This is a genomic window from Shewanella mytili, assembly GCF_046765975.1.
Classification (GTDB): domain Bacteria; phylum Pseudomonadota; class Gammaproteobacteria; order Enterobacterales; family Shewanellaceae; genus Shewanella; species Shewanella mytili.
On the sequence record NZ_JBKOUD010000005.1, the window covers coordinates 127,344 to 145,243 of the forward strand.

Genomic DNA, 17,900 nt, shown 5'->3' on the forward strand with positions numbered 1-17,900 from the left:
ATAAATCCGCCGTGGCTGTTTATAGTGACGCGCTTTGTCGGTTGGCATTGATGCTGGCCGATGCCTTACTCATTCAGCTACAGATTTGGAAATCCTGACGTGATCACAACCGCGAACATCACCATGCAGTTCGGCGTTAAGCCACTGTTTGAAAACATCTCCGTCAAATTCGGTGACGGTAACCGCTATGGCCTGATTGGGGCCAATGGGTGCGGTAAGTCCACTTTCATGAAAATCCTGTCCAGTGAGCTGGAACCCACCTCTGGCAACGTGTCGCTGGATGTGAACGAACGCTTGGGGAAATTGAATCAGGATCAGTTTGCCTACGAAGAGTTCAGTGTGATTGACACTGTCATCATGGGTCACAAGGAACTGTGGAAAGTAAAGCAGGAGCGGGATCGCATCTATTCTTTGCCGGAAATGAGCGAAGAGGACGGCATCAAGGTTGCCGAGCTGGAGATGGAATTTGCCGAGATGGACGGTTACACCGCCGAGTCCCGTGCCGGTGAGTTGCTGTTGGGGGTAGGCATCGGGCTGGAGCAGCATTTTGGCCCCATGAGCGCCGTAGCGCCCGGTTGGAAACTGCGGGTGCTGCTGGCTCAGGCGTTGTTTGCCGATCCGGACATCCTGTTACTGGATGAACCCACCAACAACCTGGACATTGACACCATTCGCTGGTTGCAGGAAACCCTGAACCAGCGTAACAGCACCATGATCATCATCTCCCATGACCGTTATTTCCTTAACTCCGTGTGTACCCACATGGCGGATCTGGATTACGGTGAATTGCGGATTTATCCCGGCAACTACGATGAATACATGACGGCAGCTTCCCAGGCCCGTGAGCGCCTGCTGGCGGAAAATGCCAAGAAGAAAGCGCAGATTGCCGAGTTGCAGACCTTCGTTGCCCGTTTTTCGGCCAACGCCTCCAAGGCCAAGCAGGCCACTTCCCGCGCCCGCCAGATTGATAAAATCAAGCTGGATGAAGTGAAGGCTTCCAGCCGGGTTAACCCCTATATCCGTTTTGAACAGGACAAGAAACTGTTCCGTAATGCACTGATTGTGGAAAACCTCAGCAACGGTTACGACAGCCCGCTGTTCAAAGACGTGAACCTGATTGCCGAAGTGGGTGAGCGCATTGCCATCCTGGGGGAAAACGGTGCCGGTAAAACCACGCTGGTGCGCACCTTAATCCATGAACTGCCCCAGCAGTCAGGCACCATTCAATGGTCAGAAAACAGCAGTATCGGTTATTACGCCCAGGATCATGCCGATGATTTTGAAAACGACATGAACCTGTTTGACTGGATGAGCCAGTGGCGCCGGGAAGGGGACGATGATCAGGCCGTGCGGGCGGTACTGGGGCGCATGCTGTTTAGCGCCGATGATATTAAAAAGTCCGTCAAAGTGCTCTCAGGTGGTGAACAGGGACGCATGCTGTTTGGCAAACTGATGTTGCAAAAGCCCAATATTTTGGTGATGGACGAACCCACCAACCATCTGGATATGGAGTCCATTGAGTCATTGAACAATGCGTTGGAACTGTATGAAGGCACGTTGTTCTTCGTATCCCATGACCGTGCATTCGTGTCATCACTGGCCACCCGCATTCTTGAAGTTTCCGCCAACGGCGTTACAGACTTCAAGGGCTCTTATGATGAGTTTCTTGCCAGCAAGGGGATTGAAGGCTAGAAGACTGACAGGAAATCGGCAAGTCTTACGGTCTAAAAGACACATCCGCGTCATCAAAAAGCCCGCCAATGCGGGCTTTTTTGTACATTACAGTAAGCCTTACAGCCCCGCTTGCTGTAATCTTGCGGCCATCTGCTCCAGCCCGCTTAATCCTTCTATGTCCGTAGGCTGCAATGGCAGGCGAAATAGCGGCAGGTCGGCAAAACGTTGGGTTATTTCCTGTAAATGCTTGTGTTCCTGCGCCCGGCGCTGGGCCAGAAACTCACCGTCGGCGCTCTCCGGTAAAATCCGGTTAATCACCAAACCGGCCAAGGGCAGTTTTTCAGCCTGCAAGCTGGCCACGGCACGGCGGGTTTCCAAAATCGGCAGTTTTTCCGGGGTGAGTACAAACAGCAGGGCGGTTCGCTGCTGATCCAGCAAAATTTCCCGGGTGCGTTGCAACAGGCGTTGCCGGGTCAACAGGGTGTTGGCAATCTCTTTGTTGCGCGGGTCCATGCCGGCGGTGGCGTGTTCTGCGGGATCATCAAACGGGTTGTCAATATCCCGTCCGGCTTTGGGCGTCAGGTGTTCCAGTACCGCCCCCAGTTTTTCAGAGCGTTCATTGGCCTTGAGCAGGCCCTGGGTCCAAGCGGCAATGGCTTCTGGCAGGCTCAGCAGGCGCAGGGTATGGCCCGTGGGCGCCGTATCGAAAATCACCAGATCATAGTGTTGCTGCCCCAATTCTATGGTGTGGGCTATGCGCTCGAGCAGTGCGGCTTCCTGAGCGCCTGGTGATTGGCGGGTCAAGCGCATTTGCCGCTCGATTTCCCCGTACATCTCCGGGCGGGTAAAACGCTGCAACTGACGGGTCACCTGTTCCAGATGCCGTTGTACTTCCTGATCCGGGTCAATCTCCAGTGCATCCAGATTGGGCGCCAAGCGGGTGATGCTGTCACCAATTTGCCTGGCAAAGGCGTCAGACAGACTATGGGCCGGATCGGTGGACACCAACAGTACCCGCTTGTTGCGGCCAGCGGCCAGCAAGGCCAGTGCCGATGACACCGTGGTTTTGCCCACACCGCCCTTGCCGCCTACCCAGATGACCTGCTTGTCGGTTAATTGTGCCATGGGGCGATACCATCCTTTGTTAACAGCATTTGAACTGGTCAAGGGGCGAGTGGGGCATGCCCATGCGCACATGCCAGTCGTGGAATTTTTCCAGCATGATGGGCTGCAGCTCCAGGGTGTAATAACCGGCAGGATTCGGCACGCCCATCATTTCGGAAAAAATCAGCAGCATGAAAAGATCGTCCTGTTCCCGCCTGGCTCTGGCAATTGCCGAACGAAACGGTGCATTGTAGGCCTCTTCGGCCAGCTGGCTGACATCACGGAACAGTCGACGAATTTTTTCCAGTTTCATTATTCACCTGTGGCTGTGATTTTGCGGTCTTTAATGGTTTTGCTGAGGGTGGACACACACTCAAGGGTAATGATGATTGCCGCAATCAGCACAATCAGATCCAGCGTGAACAGGAACCAATCCTCTTTCACATAGAAGCCCTTGAGCTGAATGACCAGCCCGGCAATGGTCATCACCAGCAGGAATACCAAGGGAGCCAGCGTGTAGATCATGGGCCGTCCCAGTTTTACCAGCATCACGGTGATCACCAATAAGGTCAATCCGCCCAGCAACTGGTTGGTGGTGCCAAACAGTGGCCAAATCAGCAAACCGCCGGCGCCGTCGCCACCAGCACCAAAGGCCAGCAGCAAACAGGATCCTACGGCCAGTAATGTGGCAATGGTGCCGTTGCTCATCCAGTTCAGTTTGTAGATGTGGCCCCATTCCTGAAAAATGTAACGTTGCAAGCGTAACCCGGTATCCATGGTGGTGCCGGCAAACAACACCACCATTACCGTGAGCAGGGTTTGTGCCATGGTTTCATCCAGTCCCAGACCCGATTCCAGAATATTGGCGCCGCCCCGGATAAAGGCACCCACGCCTCCCTGGCCGAAGGAGTGATAGATGCTTTGCCAGTCAGCCAGCGTGGCAAAACCGGCGGTAGTGGCAATAATGGCCGCCAGTGCCAGTGACCCCTCACCAATGGCGCCAAAGTAGCCTACAAAACGCAGGTCGGGTTCTTTATCCAGCTGCTTGGAGGTGGTGCCGCTGGCCACCAAACCGTGGAAACCGGAAATGGCCCCGCAGGCGATGGTCACAAACAGCAATGGCACCAGGGAGGGCGTGCCTTCCGGTACATCGGTATTGAATGCGGGTGCCACAATCTCCGGCCCAGAGATGATCACCGCACCATACAATAACCCCAAGCCGATAAACAACTGGATGCCGTTGATGTAATCCCTCGGTTGCAGCAACATCCATACCGGTAACAGGGATGCAATGGCAGCATAAACAAACAGGATGATGATCCAGCTTTCATTGTCTGTCAGCGGTCCCAGCATCTCCGGCAGGGAAATGGGCACCATGGGTCCCACATAAATCATGGCATACAGCGCACCCACACCGATGATGGAAACCAGTAGCAGGTTGATCAGGCGCCGGTAGATGAGCTGGCCCACAATCAGGGCCACCACAATGGCGCCCCATACCGGCAGTGTGGCACTGGGAAAGTTAATCAGCTGCTTGGCAATCACCACGGCAAATACCGCGTTCACCATCAGCAATACCAGAAAAATAACCACCATGAAAATGGAACGCGCCCGGGTGCCAATCACGTCACCGGTCACCGCGCCTATGGATTTGGCTTTATTGCGGTTACTGGCCCAGATGGCGCCGGCATCATGCACCCCGGCAAAAAAGATGGTGCCAAGGGTTACCCATAAAAAAGCCGGCACCCAGCCCCAGATAACGGCAATGGCCGGCCCAATGATGGGGGCGGCGCCTGCCACCGAGGTGAAATGGTGTCCCCACAACACATATTTATTGGTGGGAACATAATCCACGCCATCCTGCATGGCGTGGGCAGGGGTGACAAAATTGGGATCCACCTTGAAAATTTTCTCGCAGATGAATTTGGAATAAACGAAATAGCCCAAGGCCATTGCGCCTAACCCCATTAACATCAAAAAGATAGCATTCATGCATCACCTCTGGGTGTTGTGTTATCGGTATATTTAATGAATGTTAAATGATTGCAAAATTGGCTAATATGCGACCAATGTCTAAAGCAGGGCAGGCAAAAAACGGCTAGAGGGATGTCCCAGCCGGAGGGAAAACGCCAACTGGGAACAGAACGTGGGAAGGCACTATCGGGCTACAGCTCCACCGCCACTTCATAGGCGGTGAATTTGCGGATGTTAATCACGCCGGTATCAAAGAGTAAATATTGCCCTTTTATCCCTAGCAATGTTCCTGTGACGGTGGCGTTTTTGTCAAAATTGTGGGAAACAATCTTGGTGGGATATTGGCTTACCGGATAACGAATTTGGGTGATGGGGGCATCCAGGGTTTCAATGATGAAGGAGCGGCCATTATCCAGCGCTTGCAGCTTTTGCTGAATTTGGGGCAACAGTAAGCGGGCTTCCGCTTTCAAATCCAGTGGCGGATTATCTCCCTTGAGCATGGCGCGCCAGTTGGTTTTATCGGCAATCAACTGCGCCAATGCCACTTCAATAAGCCCGGAAAGATAGCGGGAATTCACCCGAAACAGCGGCATTCCCTGGGTGGCGCCTTGATCCAGCCAGCGGGTGGGCAGTTGCGTATGGCGGGTAATGCCGACCTTGATGGCCGAGGTATTGGCCAGATAAACATAGTGGGGCACAAAGCAGTGATCTTCTCCCCACTGGGGCTCGCGGCAGGTCCCTTGGGCAAAATGACAGGTTTCCGGCTTCATGATGCACATGTCGCAGCTGGCCAGTTTTTGCATGCAGACGTAACAATGGCCCTGGGAGTAACTTTTTTTAGTGGCACGGCCACAATGGCAGCAGCGGATGTTGCCGGTGAAATGCAGTGATAACGGTTGGCCGATAAGCGGGTTAAGGGGCAATTGCTGCTCACCTACACGCAGTGCGTACTGCGCCTGGCCGTTGTCATCCAGTGTGACGGCCATTTTATCCAGTGTTCCTAACATAGTGTTTAATGATGCGCGTGATTTTACCGGCAGTGTAACAGGTCTGGGCCCTGGATGCCGCTTGTGACACAAGTGTTTCCTTAACGGCTGCGCACTTTGTCAATCACCACATCATCACCAATCTCGTAAAGGGCTTCAGCCAGTAATTCTTCCTGGTGGGGGTCACTGAGCCCTAAACTGATGGTGGCACGAAACAGCGCAATGCCCGTATGGCTGGCACTTTCGTATTTGCTGCTGAAGCGTTCAATGTTAATCCCCAGGCTGCTGAGCTTGTTGGAGATCTCTTTGACCAATCCGGGACGGTCATAAGCCACCAGATTGTAAGTCAGGCGTTGCCGCGGTGGCTGGAAGGCGGAGGCTTTGGCCACCGTGAGGCTAAGGCCATCAATGGACTCAAGGGATTCTTGCAAGTCATCCCACTGCTGGGGCGCGATTTCCAACAAGAGAATGGCGGCAAAAATGCCGTCAATATGGCGCAGCTCGGAGTCCAGCCAGTTACCACCGTGATGACTGATGGCATTGGCAATCTGTTCTACCAGTCCGGGGCGGTCTGGTACCTGTAATGTGAGGAGATATCTGTGCATGTTGCCGGGCTCCTGTATCCAGTTAAAAGTTGCCGGTGTAACATTGCTGTCATTTTTGCGTCATATAATTCGCAAATTACCATATGGATGGCAGCGAACCGGGTGAGCAGGTTGTAATATGGGCCATAAACCCTTGCCTGACACTTATTCAGTGACACGCGCTACAGTTTAAATAATAGAGGTTTTCGATGGAAAGTCAGGTCGCTAAACCTGCTTCAGCATCCCATGATTTCTTGATGGAGAAACGTGGCAACCGGCGGGCGCTCACCGATGTGCTGGCCAGGTGGGGTGTCACTGTGGGTGGCGTGATGGTGTTTGTGGCGCTGCTGCTGATATTTTTCTATCTGTTGTATGTCATCAAGCCGGTATTTGATCCTGCCAAAGTGACACCGCTGCACCGCATTACCCTGGCATCTGACAGTCTCTCCCTGATGGTGGGTGCCGATGAGCAAAATGAGCTGGTTTACCGGGTCAGTGAACAAGGCGCCGTGGATTTTCACCGGATTGCCGATGGCTCCACCCAAACCAAACCCTTGCCATTGCCTGCGGATGTAAAGGTGGTCAGCAGTGCGGTATCCATGCCCAATCAGCAGCTGTTTGCCCTGGGGCTGGATAATGGCCAGGCGCTGGTGGCCGGCCCTGGTTTCGGGGTGAGTTATCCCGATAACAAAAGGCTTATCACCCCTGGGGTGCGTTATCCTTTGGGTGAGCCGTTAATCAAAGTGGCACAGGATGGTACCCCTTTGCTGCAGTTGGCGTTTGCCCTCAGCAGTGACAAGGTAACGTTTGCCTATCGCAACGCGGCACAGCAATGGTTTCTGACCCGCCTTGATGGTGAGCAAAACATGCTGACTGAAGAGGTGGAATGGCAACAGCACCATGTCAACCTGCCCAATACGCCTGCCAAGGTGGAGCATTCCCTGCTAACACCGGATCAGCGCCAGCTGTTATTGCACGCCGGTAACAAGGTTTTCATCTATGACGTGAATGAAGTTGATGATATCAGCCTGCTGCAAGTGCTGGATCTGGAGCGCAGTAAAGCCAAGGTGAGCAATATCAGTTTGCTGGCAGGGGCCAGCTCCCTGCTGGTGAGCTATAACACCGGGGTGGTGGCGCAGTATTTTCAGGTGGCCAGTGAGCACGGCCGCTTGTATCAGTATATCCGGGAGTTTCAGGGGTTGGGGAACATCAGCGCCTTGGCCGGTGAATATTATCGCAAGAGTTTTGCCTCCATCAGTCATGACGGCACCTTGGAGCTGCTGTACACCACCAGTCAGCGGGAGCTGTATTCCCACAAATTTGATTTACAACGCCCCTCTGCCATGGCTTTCAGTCCCCGTGCCAATGCCTTGGTTGTACAGGCTGGTGACCAATTGCAACTGTTTGCCGTGGATAACGCCCATCCAGAAGTGTCCTGGAGCGCCCTGTGGAACAAGGTGTGGTATGAAGGCTACCCAGAACCCCAGTATGTGTGGCAGTCCACCTCCGGCTCTGATGATTTCGAAGCCAAACTGAGCCTCATGCCTCTGGCGTTTGGCACCATCAAGGCGGCGTTTTATGCCATGTTGTTTGCGGTACCCCTTGCCATTGCCGGGGCCATTTACACGGCTTACTTCATGTCATCCAAAGTGCGCTCCTTGGTAAAACCCACCATTGAAATCATGGAAGCGCTACCCACGGTGATTTTGGGCTTTCTTGCCGGATTGTGGCTGGCACCGCTGATTGAGGAGCATTTGCCGGGCTTGTTGGTGTTATTGCTTATGCTACCGGTCACCATATTGTTGAGTGCTTTTGCCTGGTCCCACTTGCCCGCCCGCATCAAGCTGATACTGCCCGACACTTACCAAGAGTTGCTATTGGTGCCGGTCATCTGTTTTGTGGGATGGCTGGCATTTGCCATCAGCCCCAGCATCGAACTGTGGCTGTTCCACGGCGATACCCGGCAGTACATTACCAACGTGTTGGGGATTAATTTTGATCAGCGTAATGCGCTGGTAGTTGGCATTGCCATGGGTTTTGCGGTGATCCCGACCATTTTCTCCATTGCCGAAGATGCCATTTTTTCCGTGCCGCGGCATTTGTCCAACGGCAGCCTGGCGCTGGGGGCCACCCGTTGGCAAACCCTGACCCGCGTGGTGTTATTGACCGCCAGCCCGGGGATTTTTTCCGCGGTGATGATGGGCCTTGGCCGCGCCGTGGGCGAAACCATGATTGTACTGATGGCAACCGGGAATACGGCCATTATGGATTGGAGTGTGTTCCAGGGCATGCGAACCCTGGCGGCAAACATTGCAGTGGAAATGCCAGAGTCAGCCATCGGGAGTTCTCACTACCGAGTACTGTTTCTGGCCGCCTTTGTGCTGTTTGTCTTCACTTTCATTTTTAACACGGTTGCCGAAGTGGTACGGCAGCGCCTGCGTGAACGTTACAGTTCGCTGTAACCGGATTGTGCAGATGATATATGGGTGCGAGGGGCGCAATGAACAAATGGTTTAAATCCGGGGCGCCGTGGATCTGGATGACAGGTGGTGCGGTGAGTATCAGTTTGATTGCCGTGCTGGGGTTGCTACTGCTGATTGCCTGGCGGGGACTGAGTTATTTCTGGCCGGCGACAATCTATCAGTGGCAGATGCTGGACGAAAACGGCAAACCGTACACCCTGATTGGTGAAATTCACGATCGGGAACAGGTGCCTACGGAGCGTTTGCAGGCCGCCGGTCATCAGTTTAAAACCGATCCCGGTGAATTCGTGGAACGCTTTTTGGTAAAAACCGGCAACCGTGAATTTGTCAGCCTGGATTTTCGCTGGATTTTGTCAACGGATATTCAGTCCCGCACTGCACCGGCAGCATTGGCACTGGTGGAGCGCAGTAAAAACGGTAACTTTTACGGTTATCCGGTAGCGGTGCTGGAAGCGGGCAAACGTTTGCCTGCCACCGATGATATTGCCGAAGTGTTGCAGCAGCATATCCAGCGGGCGGTGGATTTGAATGAACAAGCCAACAAACTGCAAAAACAGGACATTGGCTCAGTTAACTATGAACTGGAGCGTTTGCGCCTGAAAGGCCGCAAATGGGAGCTCGAAGGCGCATTCACCCCAGAACGCCAGGCAGAATTGGCCCGGCAAAGTGAACAGTTGCAGCAACAGTATCAACTGCTGGAAAAACAACTGTTTGCCCTGCGTGAACAAGCGGCACAGGATGCTGTCATCCTGAAGGACATGCGCGGCCAGGAAGTCACCCTGTCTCTGGATACCGTGCTGGATGCGGATTATGTCAACCGGATGAATTTCTGGCAGAAACTGGGTACCTGGTGCGTGCGTGTCGGGCGCTTTGTCAGCGAAGATCCCCGGGAGGCCAATACGGAAGGCGGCGTGTTCCCGGCCATTTTCGGCACGGTATTCATGGTGTTGTTGATGGCCATTATCGTGACGCCGTTTGGCGTGATTGCCGCCATCTATCTGCACGAATATGCCCGCAAAGGGCCGCTGACCAAGATTATCCGGATTGCGGTGATCAATCTTGCCGGTGTGCCCTCGATTGTATACGGGGTGTTTGGCTTGGGCTTTTTTGTTTACATGGTGGGGGGCTCCATCGACAAACTGTTGTATCCGGAAGCACTGCCATCGCCGACCTTTGGCTCACCCGGGGTGATTTGGTCGGCCTTGACCCTGGCCATATTGACCTTGCCCGTGGTGATTGTTTCCACCGAAGAGGGCTTGTCGCGCATTCCCAGCGCGGTGCGCCAAGGCAGCCTGGCGCTGGGTGCCACCAAGGCGGAAACGTTATGGCGCATCATCATTCCCATGGCCAGCCCGGCGATTATGACCGGGCTGATCCTGGCGGTTGCCCGCGCCGCCGGGGAAGTGGCGCCATTGATGCTGGTGGGGGTGGTCAAGCTGGCACCCAACCTGCCGGTGGATATAAATTTCCCCTTTGTGCATCTGGAACGTAAGTTCATGCATTTGGGGTTCCATATCTATGATGTGGGCTTCCAAAGTCCCAATGTGGAGGCCGCACGGCCATTGGTATACGCCACCTCTTTCCTGTTGGTAACAGTGATTGTGGCGCTTAACCTGACGGCGATTAGCGTGCGTAACCATTTACGTGAAAAATATCGCTCGCTGGAAAACTAGGCACCAGTGCAAGAGACAGGACAGATAAACATATGATCTCGATAGACGCCTCGGTAATGACCTCTGCTGCCAAAGTGGATTTGCAAAATCTGCCGCCGGAACAGACGGCGCTGGAAATTTGCGACCTTAACTTGCACTACGGTGACAAGCAGGCACTGTTTAATGTATCGATGAAAATCCCCCAGAAAAAAGTCACGGCTTTCATCGGCCCCAGCGGTTGTGGTAAATCCACGTTGTTGCGCTGTATCAACCGCATGAATGATCTGGTGGATAACTGCCGCATTGACGGCGAAATACTGTTGAAAGGGCAAAACATCTACGACAAAAAAGTGGATGTGGCCAAATTGCGCCGCAATGTGGGCATGGTGTTCCAGCGGCCCAACCCCTTCCCAAAATCCATTTACGAAAACGTTGTCTACGGCTTGCGTTTGCAGGGGATTAATAACCGTCGCCAGCTGGATGAAGCTTGTGAGCGTTCACTACGGGGCGCGGCCATTTGGGATGAGGTGAAAGATCGCCTGCACGATAACGCTTTTGGATTGTCCGGCGGTCAGCAGCAGCGTTTGGTTATCGCCCGGGCCATTGCCATCGAGCCTGAAGTCTTGCTGCTTGATGAACCCACCTCCGCGCTGGACCCCATCTCCACCTTGACCATTGAAGAGCTTATAAGCGAGCTGAAAACCCGCTTTACCGTGGTGATTGTGACCCACAACATGCAGCAGGCTGCGCGGGTATCGGATCAGACCGCTTTCATGTACATGGGCGAGCTGGTGGAATATGGCGACACCAACACCATTTTTACCACTCCCAAACAGAGTAAAACCGAAGATTATATTACCGGTCGTTATGGTTAACGGTCGTCACTGAACAAGGGCAGATGTAATGGAAAGCAAGACTCTCAATAAACATATTTCCGGTCAGTTCAGTGCCGAACTGGAAGATATTCGCAATAAGGTGCTGGCCATGGGCGGGCTGGTGGAGCAGCAGCTGGAGCAATCCCTGGATGCGCTGGGTTCACTGGACATGGAGCTGGCACAGGAAGTGATTGACGGGGATCACCGGGTCAATGGCATGGAAGTGGACATTGACGAAGAGTGCACCCGCATCATTGCCAAGCGCCAGCCTACTGCCAGCGATTTGCGCCTGGTGATTGCCATTTCCAAAACCATTGCGGATCTGGAACGTATCGGCGATGCTTGCGTGCGCATTGCCAAGGCGGCGCTGGAAAAACGCAACAACAACCAGCAACCCTTGCTGGTGAGCATTGAAAGCATGGGGCGCCATGCCACCCGCTTGCTGCATGCCACGCTGGACGCCTTGGCACGCATGGATGCGGAATCCGCCATCGAACTGCATAAAGAAGATGCCAAGCTGGACAAGGAATATGAAGGCATCATCCGCCAGTTGATGACCTACATGATGGAAGATCCCCGCTCCATCCCCGGCATTCTGGACGTCTTGTGGGCGGCAAGAGCGGTTGAGCGGGTAGGGGATCGCTGCAAGAACATATGCGAATACGTGATTTACTACGTAAAAGGCCGCGATGTACGCCATGTCTCTTATGAAGAGATGGAAAAAGACTAAGCTACATGCACTGTGAAAACGCCGACAATTGTTGGCGTTTTTTCTTTGGGCTGACAGCCGGATAGGCGCGGCATCACGTCAGCCCCAAAGCGGCGACGCCATTCGCAGCGGTGATGTCACGCCGTGTTTAACGGCCATTCGGGAGCAGGACTTTATGAAAAAAACGTTGATCCGTGGATTGCTCAATCTTTTGCCCATGGCCTTGAGTTTATGGCTGTTTGCCTCGCTATTTGCTTCATTGGACGCCTTGGGACAACAGTTGTTGGCGTTGGTGCAAGCCCCGACATTATTTCCGGGCGCGGGTTTTTTACTGGTGGTGGCGTTGGTGTTCATTGCCGGATTATTGTTTTCTGTCAGTCCGGTCGTGTGGCTGTGGAGCTGGATTGAGCGGCAACTCATGCGCTTTCCGCTGTTCAAGTCGGTGTATGGCAGCATTCGGGATATTGCGTCTTTGATGAACCGTGACCCATCCAGGCCCAACTCGCAACAAACCGTATTGGTACGCCAGGCAAACGGCGGCTATGTGGTGGGGTTTATCATGACCGACACCCCGCCACAGCCGTTGCTGGATGCCTTGCCAGCAGGGGAGTGGGTACCCGTGTTGTTCCAGTTGTCCTATCAAATGGCCGGGGTTACCAGCCTTGTGAAACGGGAAGATTTAATCAAGGTGGATTGGTCTTTTGAAGAGGCTATGCGTTTTAATCTGACGGCGGGGATCTCCCAAACGTCAGAATCCGCCACGGCGGGATCACAAGATAAAAAGTACGGCGTACCGAACAAAACGGAATAAGCCCTCCCCAATATGGCTGTTTTTGTGTATAATCGCCGTGAATTGTTGCCAAAACAGTAGTAATCGCAGTCGGTCAGCCGGTTAGTTTTCCCCCGGTGACCTTTGTCTTCGCCCCTGAAGCCGGCGTGGACTTGTGGCGCCATATCCCAGGGTGAGACACCTTGTCCGCGGAGCCACTATGTTGCTGTGTTACCTATGCTGTCGCCCATTGGCAATGTTTTGGCTGCTGCAGCCGATAACAACAACGTATCGTCGGTAATGGGTTGATCTAGCAGCGGCCTGCCATCTGATGGGAGCATATATGTCTAAAAAAGCGAGTATTAATCCACCAGTGTTTTTTGCGTCAGTTTTTTGTTTGGCGGCATTGGTGTTTATTGCAGCCGCCTGGCCGGTAGAATCCCAAAGCCTGTTCAATAGTGTGCAGAGTTGGTTGCAAATAAAAGCCGGTTGGCTTTATGTGATGGCGGTGGCCATCTTTTTAGTGTTTGTTGTGTTCATCATGCTCAGTCGCTACGGCGATATCAAACTGGGGCCGGATCACTCGGAGCCGGATTTCAGCTATAAAACCTGGATTGCCATGCTGTTTTCTGCCGGGATGGGGATTGGCTTGATGTTTTTCGGCATTGGTGAGCCGGTCATGCATTATCTGGCACCCCCTGATGCGGACCCCCAAACCCTGGCGGCCGCCAGAGAGGCGATGAAAATCACTTTCTTCCACTGGGGACTGCACGCTTGGGCCATTTACGCGATAGTGGCGTTGAGCCTTGCCTATTTCAGTTATCGCCACAAGTTGCCCCTGCTGCCCCGCAGTGCCTTGTATCCGCTCATTGGTAACCGCATTTACGGGCCCATTGGCCATGCCGTTGATACACTTGCAGTATTGGGCACAGTGTTAGGGGTGGCTACCTCGCTGGGCTTCGGGGTGGCTCAGGTGAACTCCGGCCTGCATTTCTTGATGGGGGATAACTTCCCCATATCACCTTGGGTGCAGGTGGGGCTGATTACCGTTATTACCCTTTTGGCCACCATCTCTGTGGTATCCGGGGTGAATAAAGGGATTAAAATTCTCAGCGAACTCAACATGGCCCTGGCATTCGTGCTGATGATGTTCGTGCTGCTGGTTGGGCCCACCGTGGATTTGCTGCAGCATTTTGTGCAAAACACCGGGGCTTATCTCAGTGACATCGTTAACAAGACATTCAACCTTTATGCCTATCAGCAGAAAAATGACTGGTTGGGCGGTTGGACCCTGTTCTACTGGGGTTGGTGGATTTCCTGGTCACCTTTCGTGGGGACCTTTATTGCCCGTGTTTCCCGTGGTCGCACCATTCGTGAGTTTTTGGTCGGTGTGATGTTTGTGCCAACCGGTTTCACTTTTTTATGGATGACCGTGTTTGGCAATTCGGCCATTGATGCCATTGCCAACCATGGTGCCCAGTATCTGGCCGATGCGGTTTCATCCGATGTCTCCGTGGCCTTGTTCACCTTTTTCCAGCATCTTCCTTGGTCAGGGTTGCTTTCAATCCTGGGGGTGTGTCTGGTGGTGACTTTCTTTGTGACGTCATCTGACTCCGGTTCATTGGTGGTGGATAACCTGACCTCTGGCGGCGATGAAAACACGCCGGTTTGGCAGCGGGTGTTTTGGGCTTTATCGGAAGGGATAGTGGCCTCGGTATTGCTGTTGGCTGGGGGGCTTAAAGCATTGCAAACCGCCTCCATTGCCAGTGCCATGCCTTTTTTAATCGTGATGCTGTTGATGTGCATCGGCCTGTTCAAGGCGCTTAAGGATGACAGGTTAAAACTGATGAGTGTGCGCCTGCACAACACCAGTGTGCAATACACCCAAACCAGTGTGTCCTGGCAAACTCATTTGGATGTGCTGGTATCGCAACCTTCCTATAAAGAAGCCCGCAAATACCTGGATGAAGTGGCGGAGCCGGCATTGTCCAATGTGGGCCGAGAATTCGTGCAGCGGGGGATCCACGCCAAGTTGCAGTATGAATTGGAGCGGGTGCGCTTGGTGATTGATGACATTCCCGAACTGCAAACCTTTGTATACGCATTGCGGATCCGCAGTTATACCTTGCCAGGATTGCCTGAAACCGACGATAGGCACTATTATCGGGTAGAAGTGTTTCTTGAACATGGCGGTCAGTATTATGATGTCATGGGGTATACCGCTGAACAGCTACAGGCGGATGTGGTAACCCAATACGAGAAATACCTGCATTATCTGCATCTTTCAAATGCGGAGTATGTGAGTAATTAACGTTGCAGTGTCGTAAGGTGCGTAGGAATTATTATCATGACAACACCGAGCAAATTGGATCGGGTACTGGCGGAGGCCAGAGAGTACCGGGCTAACCGGGAAAAGGGCTATCGGGAACAGGCATTAAAACTCTATCCTTGGGTGTGTGGTCGTTGTGCCCGTGAGTTCACCCATAAAAATTTGAGTGAGCTCACTGTGCATCATCGGGATCATAACCACGATAACAACCCATCGGACGGTTCCAATTGGGAACTGTTGTGTCTGTATTGTCATGACAATGAGCATGCGCGTTTTGAGGAGCTGGTATCCTATGGCGATACCCGTGATGCCAAACAGGCACCTGCAACATTTAATCCTTTTGCCGATCTCAAGGCAATGATGGCTAAAAAAGGTTAGCAAGCACTTAATAACACACCGGTCTTGCCGGTGTGTTTTGGTGTTTGACGTGCATCACAAGCACGTTACTTTGGTGGTTGTATCCGCGCCTTTTGCAGCATAAAAATACCCAGGGCTTTTGTAACAAAGTCTGTTTTGCTGATGTACAGCATTGGTTTACATCAGTTCTCGACTTATACTCGTGTCCTTAAACATTACTACAACAATGATGGAAGCAAGCAATATGACTCTTGGCTCAGCTAAGATAAACAAGACACACTCGTTTATGACGGTGTCCCTGATTGAACTCTGGGAACGTTTTGGCTATTACGGCATGCAGGCGTTGATCGTGTACTTTATGGTACAGCGTCTAGGCTTTGATGATAGCCGTGCGAACTTGGTTTGGAGTGCCTGTGCGGCACTGATTTACGTATCACCCGCAATTGGCGGATGGGTCGGGGACAAAATCCTCGGCACAAAACGCACCATGTTACTGGGTGCCGGGGTGTTGTCGGTAGGTTACGCATTGATGACGGTACCCACCGAAAATACCTGGTTCCTGTTTGCCGCGTTAGGGGTAATCGTTGTCGGTAACGGTTTGTTCAAACCCAATGCCGGTAACCTGGTCCGCAAGATTTATGAAGGCGATGATTCCAAAATCGACTCCGCCTTTACCATCTATTATATGGCGGTTAACGTGGGTTCCACGTTCTCCATGCTGCTGACGCCATGGATCAAAGATTACGTCAATGCCACCTATGGCAACGAATTTGGCTGGCATGCCGCATTTGCCGTATGTTGTGTGGGTTTGCTGGTGGGGCTGGGCAACTATGCCTTGATGCGCAAGACGCTGAGCCAGTTTGGTTCTGAGCCTGATACCCGCCCGGTGGATAAAAGCAAATTGGCCATTGTATTGGCTGCCGCTGCCGCCTCAGTGGTGTTGTCCGCCATCATTCTGGAATATCAAACAGTGGCCCGTATCTTTGTATACGCCGCTGGTATTGCCGTACTGGCCATTTTTGCATTCCTCATTCGCAACAGTGAAGCCAGTGAGCGTGCCGGGTTGATTGCCGCGCTGGTATTGACTGTGCAAACCGTGTTCTTCTTCGTGTTCTACCAGCAGATGTCCACATCACTGGCATTGTTTGCATTGCGTAATGTGGACTGGGACTTCAACATGTTTGGCGTGCATCTGTGGACATGGTCTCCTGCACAGTTCCAGGCGCTGAACCCCATCTGGATTATGGTGTTGAGCCCCATCCTGGCCTGGACCTATTCCTGGGCCGGTCGCAATAACAAGGATTTCTCCATTGCCGGAAAATTTGCCTTGGGCTTTGCGGTAGTGGCGCTGGGTTTCTTCATTTACAGCTTTGCCGGCCAGTTTGCCGTCAACGGTAAAACCTCCTCTTGGGTGATGATCTGGGGTTACGGTTCATACTCTTTGGGCGAGCTGCTGGTAAGTGGTCTGGGGCTGGCGATGATTGCCCGTTATGTGCCGGCCCGGATGGGTGGCTTCATGATGGGGGCTTATTTCGTGGCATCCGGTATTTCTCAGTATCTGGGTGGTGTGGTGGCTAACTTTGCCAGCGTACCGGAAGATATTAAAGATCCCGTGCTGACGTTGCCCATCTATACCAGTCTGTTCAATAAACTGGGGATTGCCGCCGTTATCTGTACGCTGATTGCCTTGGCCGTATTGCCGCTGATGCGTCGCCTCACTGAAACCCACCATGCCCACAACGGCAATGGTTACGGTGAAGATGCGGCTGCCACTTTAGGTGATGTGAAAAAAGAGCAGTAATCACCGTCAGTGCCAATAGCCAATGGCACAATGTAAGGGCCAAATAAGTGCCAACCTGAAAGCCGGAGTTCTCTCCGGCTTTTTGCTGTTTGCATGTCCCGTCTGTCAATCTGAGCTCTTTTGGTTGTACGTCATTCAAGGATTGTCACGTTGAGTGCATGGATGAGCGTGTGCATCGCCATGAAAAAGAGCTGTAGGTCATTGTCAGGGAATATGCATGTCCTATTTATCGGTTGGCTTGTCGTTGCGGTCTTTTAGGGGCTTTTAGAGGCTTTGTAGCCGCAATGCCACCAAGCTCGCCATGAAGCAGCGCAAGCGTTTCCCCCATGGTGCTCTATCCATGATGCCCTTTGGTGTTTCCACCATCTTTGATAATGAGGCATTACGGTATCTGCCGTGGTGTCCCGGCGTTTATGGGACAGCATTATGGGCAGCGTTATGGACAGTAATGGCATGGGCGGGCTGTAAAAGCTAAATGGGGCGACACCTTAAGTGAGAAGTCCCCTCAGCCTTGTCGGTCTGAGAGAGAGCTTGTTTTCAGCCATGTAAAAAAATGCCGCTCATTTTGAACATGAGCGGCATGGCTCCCCGAGGGGACTGTCA

Annotated in this window: 14 protein-coding genes; 9 read left to right on the plus strand and 5 right to left on the minus strand. The window is 52.9% G+C overall.

The features are described from left to right. The first annotated feature begins 99 nt into the window (after window positions 1–99). Window positions 100–1,692, plus strand: a complete 1,593-nt coding sequence (locus ACIDEJ_RS07215) for an ABC-F family ATPase (RefSeq protein WP_411987411.1) — start codon at window positions 100–102, stop codon at window positions 1,690–1,692. 99 nt (window positions 1,693–1,791) lie between these two features. Here the strand turns inward: ACIDEJ_RS07215 and ACIDEJ_RS07220 are convergent, their stop codons facing one another. The 5 genes from ACIDEJ_RS07220 to ACIDEJ_RS07240 form a co-directional block, all read right to left on the minus strand. Next, window positions 1,792–2,799, minus strand: a complete 1,008-nt coding sequence (locus ACIDEJ_RS07220; RefSeq protein ID WP_411987412.1) for an ArsA family ATPase — start codon at window positions 2,797–2,799, stop codon at window positions 1,792–1,794. Between the two features lie 19 nt (window positions 2,800–2,818). After that, window positions 2,819–3,091 carry a cory-CC-star protein gene (locus ACIDEJ_RS07225; protein ID WP_411987413.1) on the minus strand — a complete coding sequence of 91 codons (273 nt, stop codon included), beginning with the start codon at window positions 3,089–3,091 and terminating at the stop codon, window positions 2,819–2,821. Beyond that, window positions 3,091–4,770 carry a carbon starvation CstA family protein gene (locus tag ACIDEJ_RS07230; RefSeq protein ID WP_411987414.1) on the minus strand — a complete coding sequence of 560 codons (1,680 nt, stop codon included), beginning with the start codon at window positions 4,768–4,770 and terminating at the stop codon, window positions 3,091–3,093. The genes ACIDEJ_RS07225 and ACIDEJ_RS07230 overlap by 1 nt, the downstream gene beginning before the upstream one ends. Before the next feature lie 173 nt (window positions 4,771–4,943). Next, a complete protein-coding gene (locus tag ACIDEJ_RS07235; protein ID WP_411987415.1) occupies window positions 4,944–5,759 on the minus strand; it encodes a DUF2797 domain-containing protein in 816 nt (271 codons plus the stop codon). Window positions 5,760–5,839: 80 nt separating this feature from the next. Continuing rightward, the gene (locus tag ACIDEJ_RS07240) at window positions 5,840–6,343 is read right to left on the minus strand and encodes a glycine cleavage system transcriptional repressor (protein ID WP_411987416.1); all 504 of its coding nucleotides are present in this window, start codon (window positions 6,341–6,343) and stop codon (window positions 5,840–5,842) included. 188 nt (window positions 6,344–6,531) lie between these two features. Between ACIDEJ_RS07240 and ACIDEJ_RS07245 the strand changes: the two genes are divergently transcribed. The 8 genes from ACIDEJ_RS07245 (at window position 6,532) to ACIDEJ_RS07280 (ending at window position 17,297) form a co-directional block, all read left to right on the plus strand. Continuing rightward, window positions 6,532–8,784, plus strand: coding sequence for an ABC transporter permease subunit (locus ACIDEJ_RS07245; protein WP_411987417.1), 2,253 nt, complete (start codon window positions 6,532–6,534; stop codon window positions 8,782–8,784). Window positions 8,785–8,822: 38 nt separating this feature from the next. Then, window positions 8,823–10,478: a phosphate ABC transporter permease PstA gene (pstA, locus tag ACIDEJ_RS07250; protein ID WP_411987418.1), complete on the plus strand. Its 1,656-nt coding sequence runs from the start codon at window positions 8,823–8,825 to the stop codon at window positions 10,476–10,478. A gap of 32 nt (window positions 10,479–10,510) precedes the next feature. Continuing rightward, entirely contained in the window at window positions 10,511–11,332 is an 822-nt protein-coding gene (gene pstB, locus ACIDEJ_RS07255) for a phosphate ABC transporter ATP-binding protein PstB (protein ID WP_411987419.1), read from the plus strand. A 28-nt stretch (window positions 11,333–11,360) separates the two neighbouring features. Continuing rightward, a complete protein-coding gene (gene phoU / locus ACIDEJ_RS07260; RefSeq protein WP_411987420.1) occupies window positions 11,361–12,062 on the plus strand; it encodes a phosphate signaling complex protein PhoU in 702 nt (233 codons plus the stop codon). Window positions 12,063–12,216: 154 nt separating this feature from the next. Then, window positions 12,217–12,852, plus strand: coding sequence for a DUF502 domain-containing protein (locus tag ACIDEJ_RS07265; protein ID WP_411987421.1), 636 nt, complete (start codon window positions 12,217–12,219; stop codon window positions 12,850–12,852). Window positions 12,853–13,153: 301 nt separating this feature from the next. Continuing rightward, a complete protein-coding gene (locus ACIDEJ_RS07270) occupies window positions 13,154–15,121 on the plus strand; it encodes a BCCT family transporter (RefSeq protein ID WP_411987422.1) in 1,968 nt (655 codons plus the stop codon). Between the two features lie 36 nt (window positions 15,122–15,157). Continuing rightward, window positions 15,158–15,517: a YajD family HNH nuclease gene (locus ACIDEJ_RS07275; RefSeq protein WP_411987423.1), complete on the plus strand. Its 360-nt coding sequence runs from the start codon at window positions 15,158–15,160 to the stop codon at window positions 15,515–15,517. 223 nt (window positions 15,518–15,740) lie between these two features. Next, window positions 15,741–17,297: a peptide MFS transporter gene (locus ACIDEJ_RS07280; RefSeq protein WP_411987424.1), complete on the plus strand. Its 1,557-nt coding sequence runs from the start codon at window positions 15,741–15,743 to the stop codon at window positions 17,295–17,297. Window positions 17,298–17,900: the final 603 nt, after the last annotated feature.

Bases quoted from the DNA above. Each gene is read 5' to 3' on its own strand.
- ACIDEJ_RS07265 (WP_411987421.1), top strand. From the start codon at position 12,217: ATGAAAAAAACGTTGATCCGTGGATTGCTCAATCTTTTGCCCATGGCC.
- pstA (WP_411987418.1), top strand. From the start codon at position 8,823: ATGAACAAATGGTTTAAATCCGGGGCGCCGTGGATCTGGATGACAGGT.
- ACIDEJ_RS07245 (WP_411987417.1), top strand. From the start codon at position 6,532: ATGGAAAGTCAGGTCGCTAAACCTGCTTCAGCATCCCATGATTTCTTG.
- pstB (WP_411987419.1), top strand. From the start codon at position 10,511: ATGATCTCGATAGACGCCTCGGTAATGACCTCTGCTGCCAAAGTGGAT.
- ACIDEJ_RS07230 (WP_411987414.1), bottom strand. From the start codon at position 4,770: ATGAATGCTATCTTTTTGATGTTAATGGGGTTAGGCGCAATGGCCTTG.
- ACIDEJ_RS07280 (WP_411987424.1), top strand. From the start codon at position 15,741: ATGACTCTTGGCTCAGCTAAGATAAACAAGACACACTCGTTTATGACG.
- ACIDEJ_RS07225 (WP_411987413.1), bottom strand. From the start codon at position 3,091: ATGAAACTGGAAAAAATTCGTCGACTGTTCCGTGATGTCAGCCAGCTG.
- ACIDEJ_RS07235 (WP_411987415.1), bottom strand. From the start codon at position 5,759: ATGTTAGGAACACTGGATAAAATGGCCGTCACACTGGATGACAACGGC.
- ACIDEJ_RS07240 (WP_411987416.1), bottom strand. From the start codon at position 6,343: ATGCACAGATATCTCCTCACATTACAGGTACCAGACCGCCCCGGACTG.
- phoU (WP_411987420.1), top strand. From the start codon at position 11,361: ATGGAAAGCAAGACTCTCAATAAACATATTTCCGGTCAGTTCAGTGCC.
- ACIDEJ_RS07220 (WP_411987412.1), bottom strand. From the start codon at position 2,799: ATGGCACAATTAACCGACAAGCAGGTCATCTGGGTAGGCGGCAAGGGC.
- ACIDEJ_RS07275 (WP_411987423.1), top strand. From the start codon at position 15,158: ATGACAACACCGAGCAAATTGGATCGGGTACTGGCGGAGGCCAGAGAG.
- ACIDEJ_RS07270 (WP_411987422.1), top strand. From the start codon at position 13,154: ATGTCTAAAAAAGCGAGTATTAATCCACCAGTGTTTTTTGCGTCAGTT.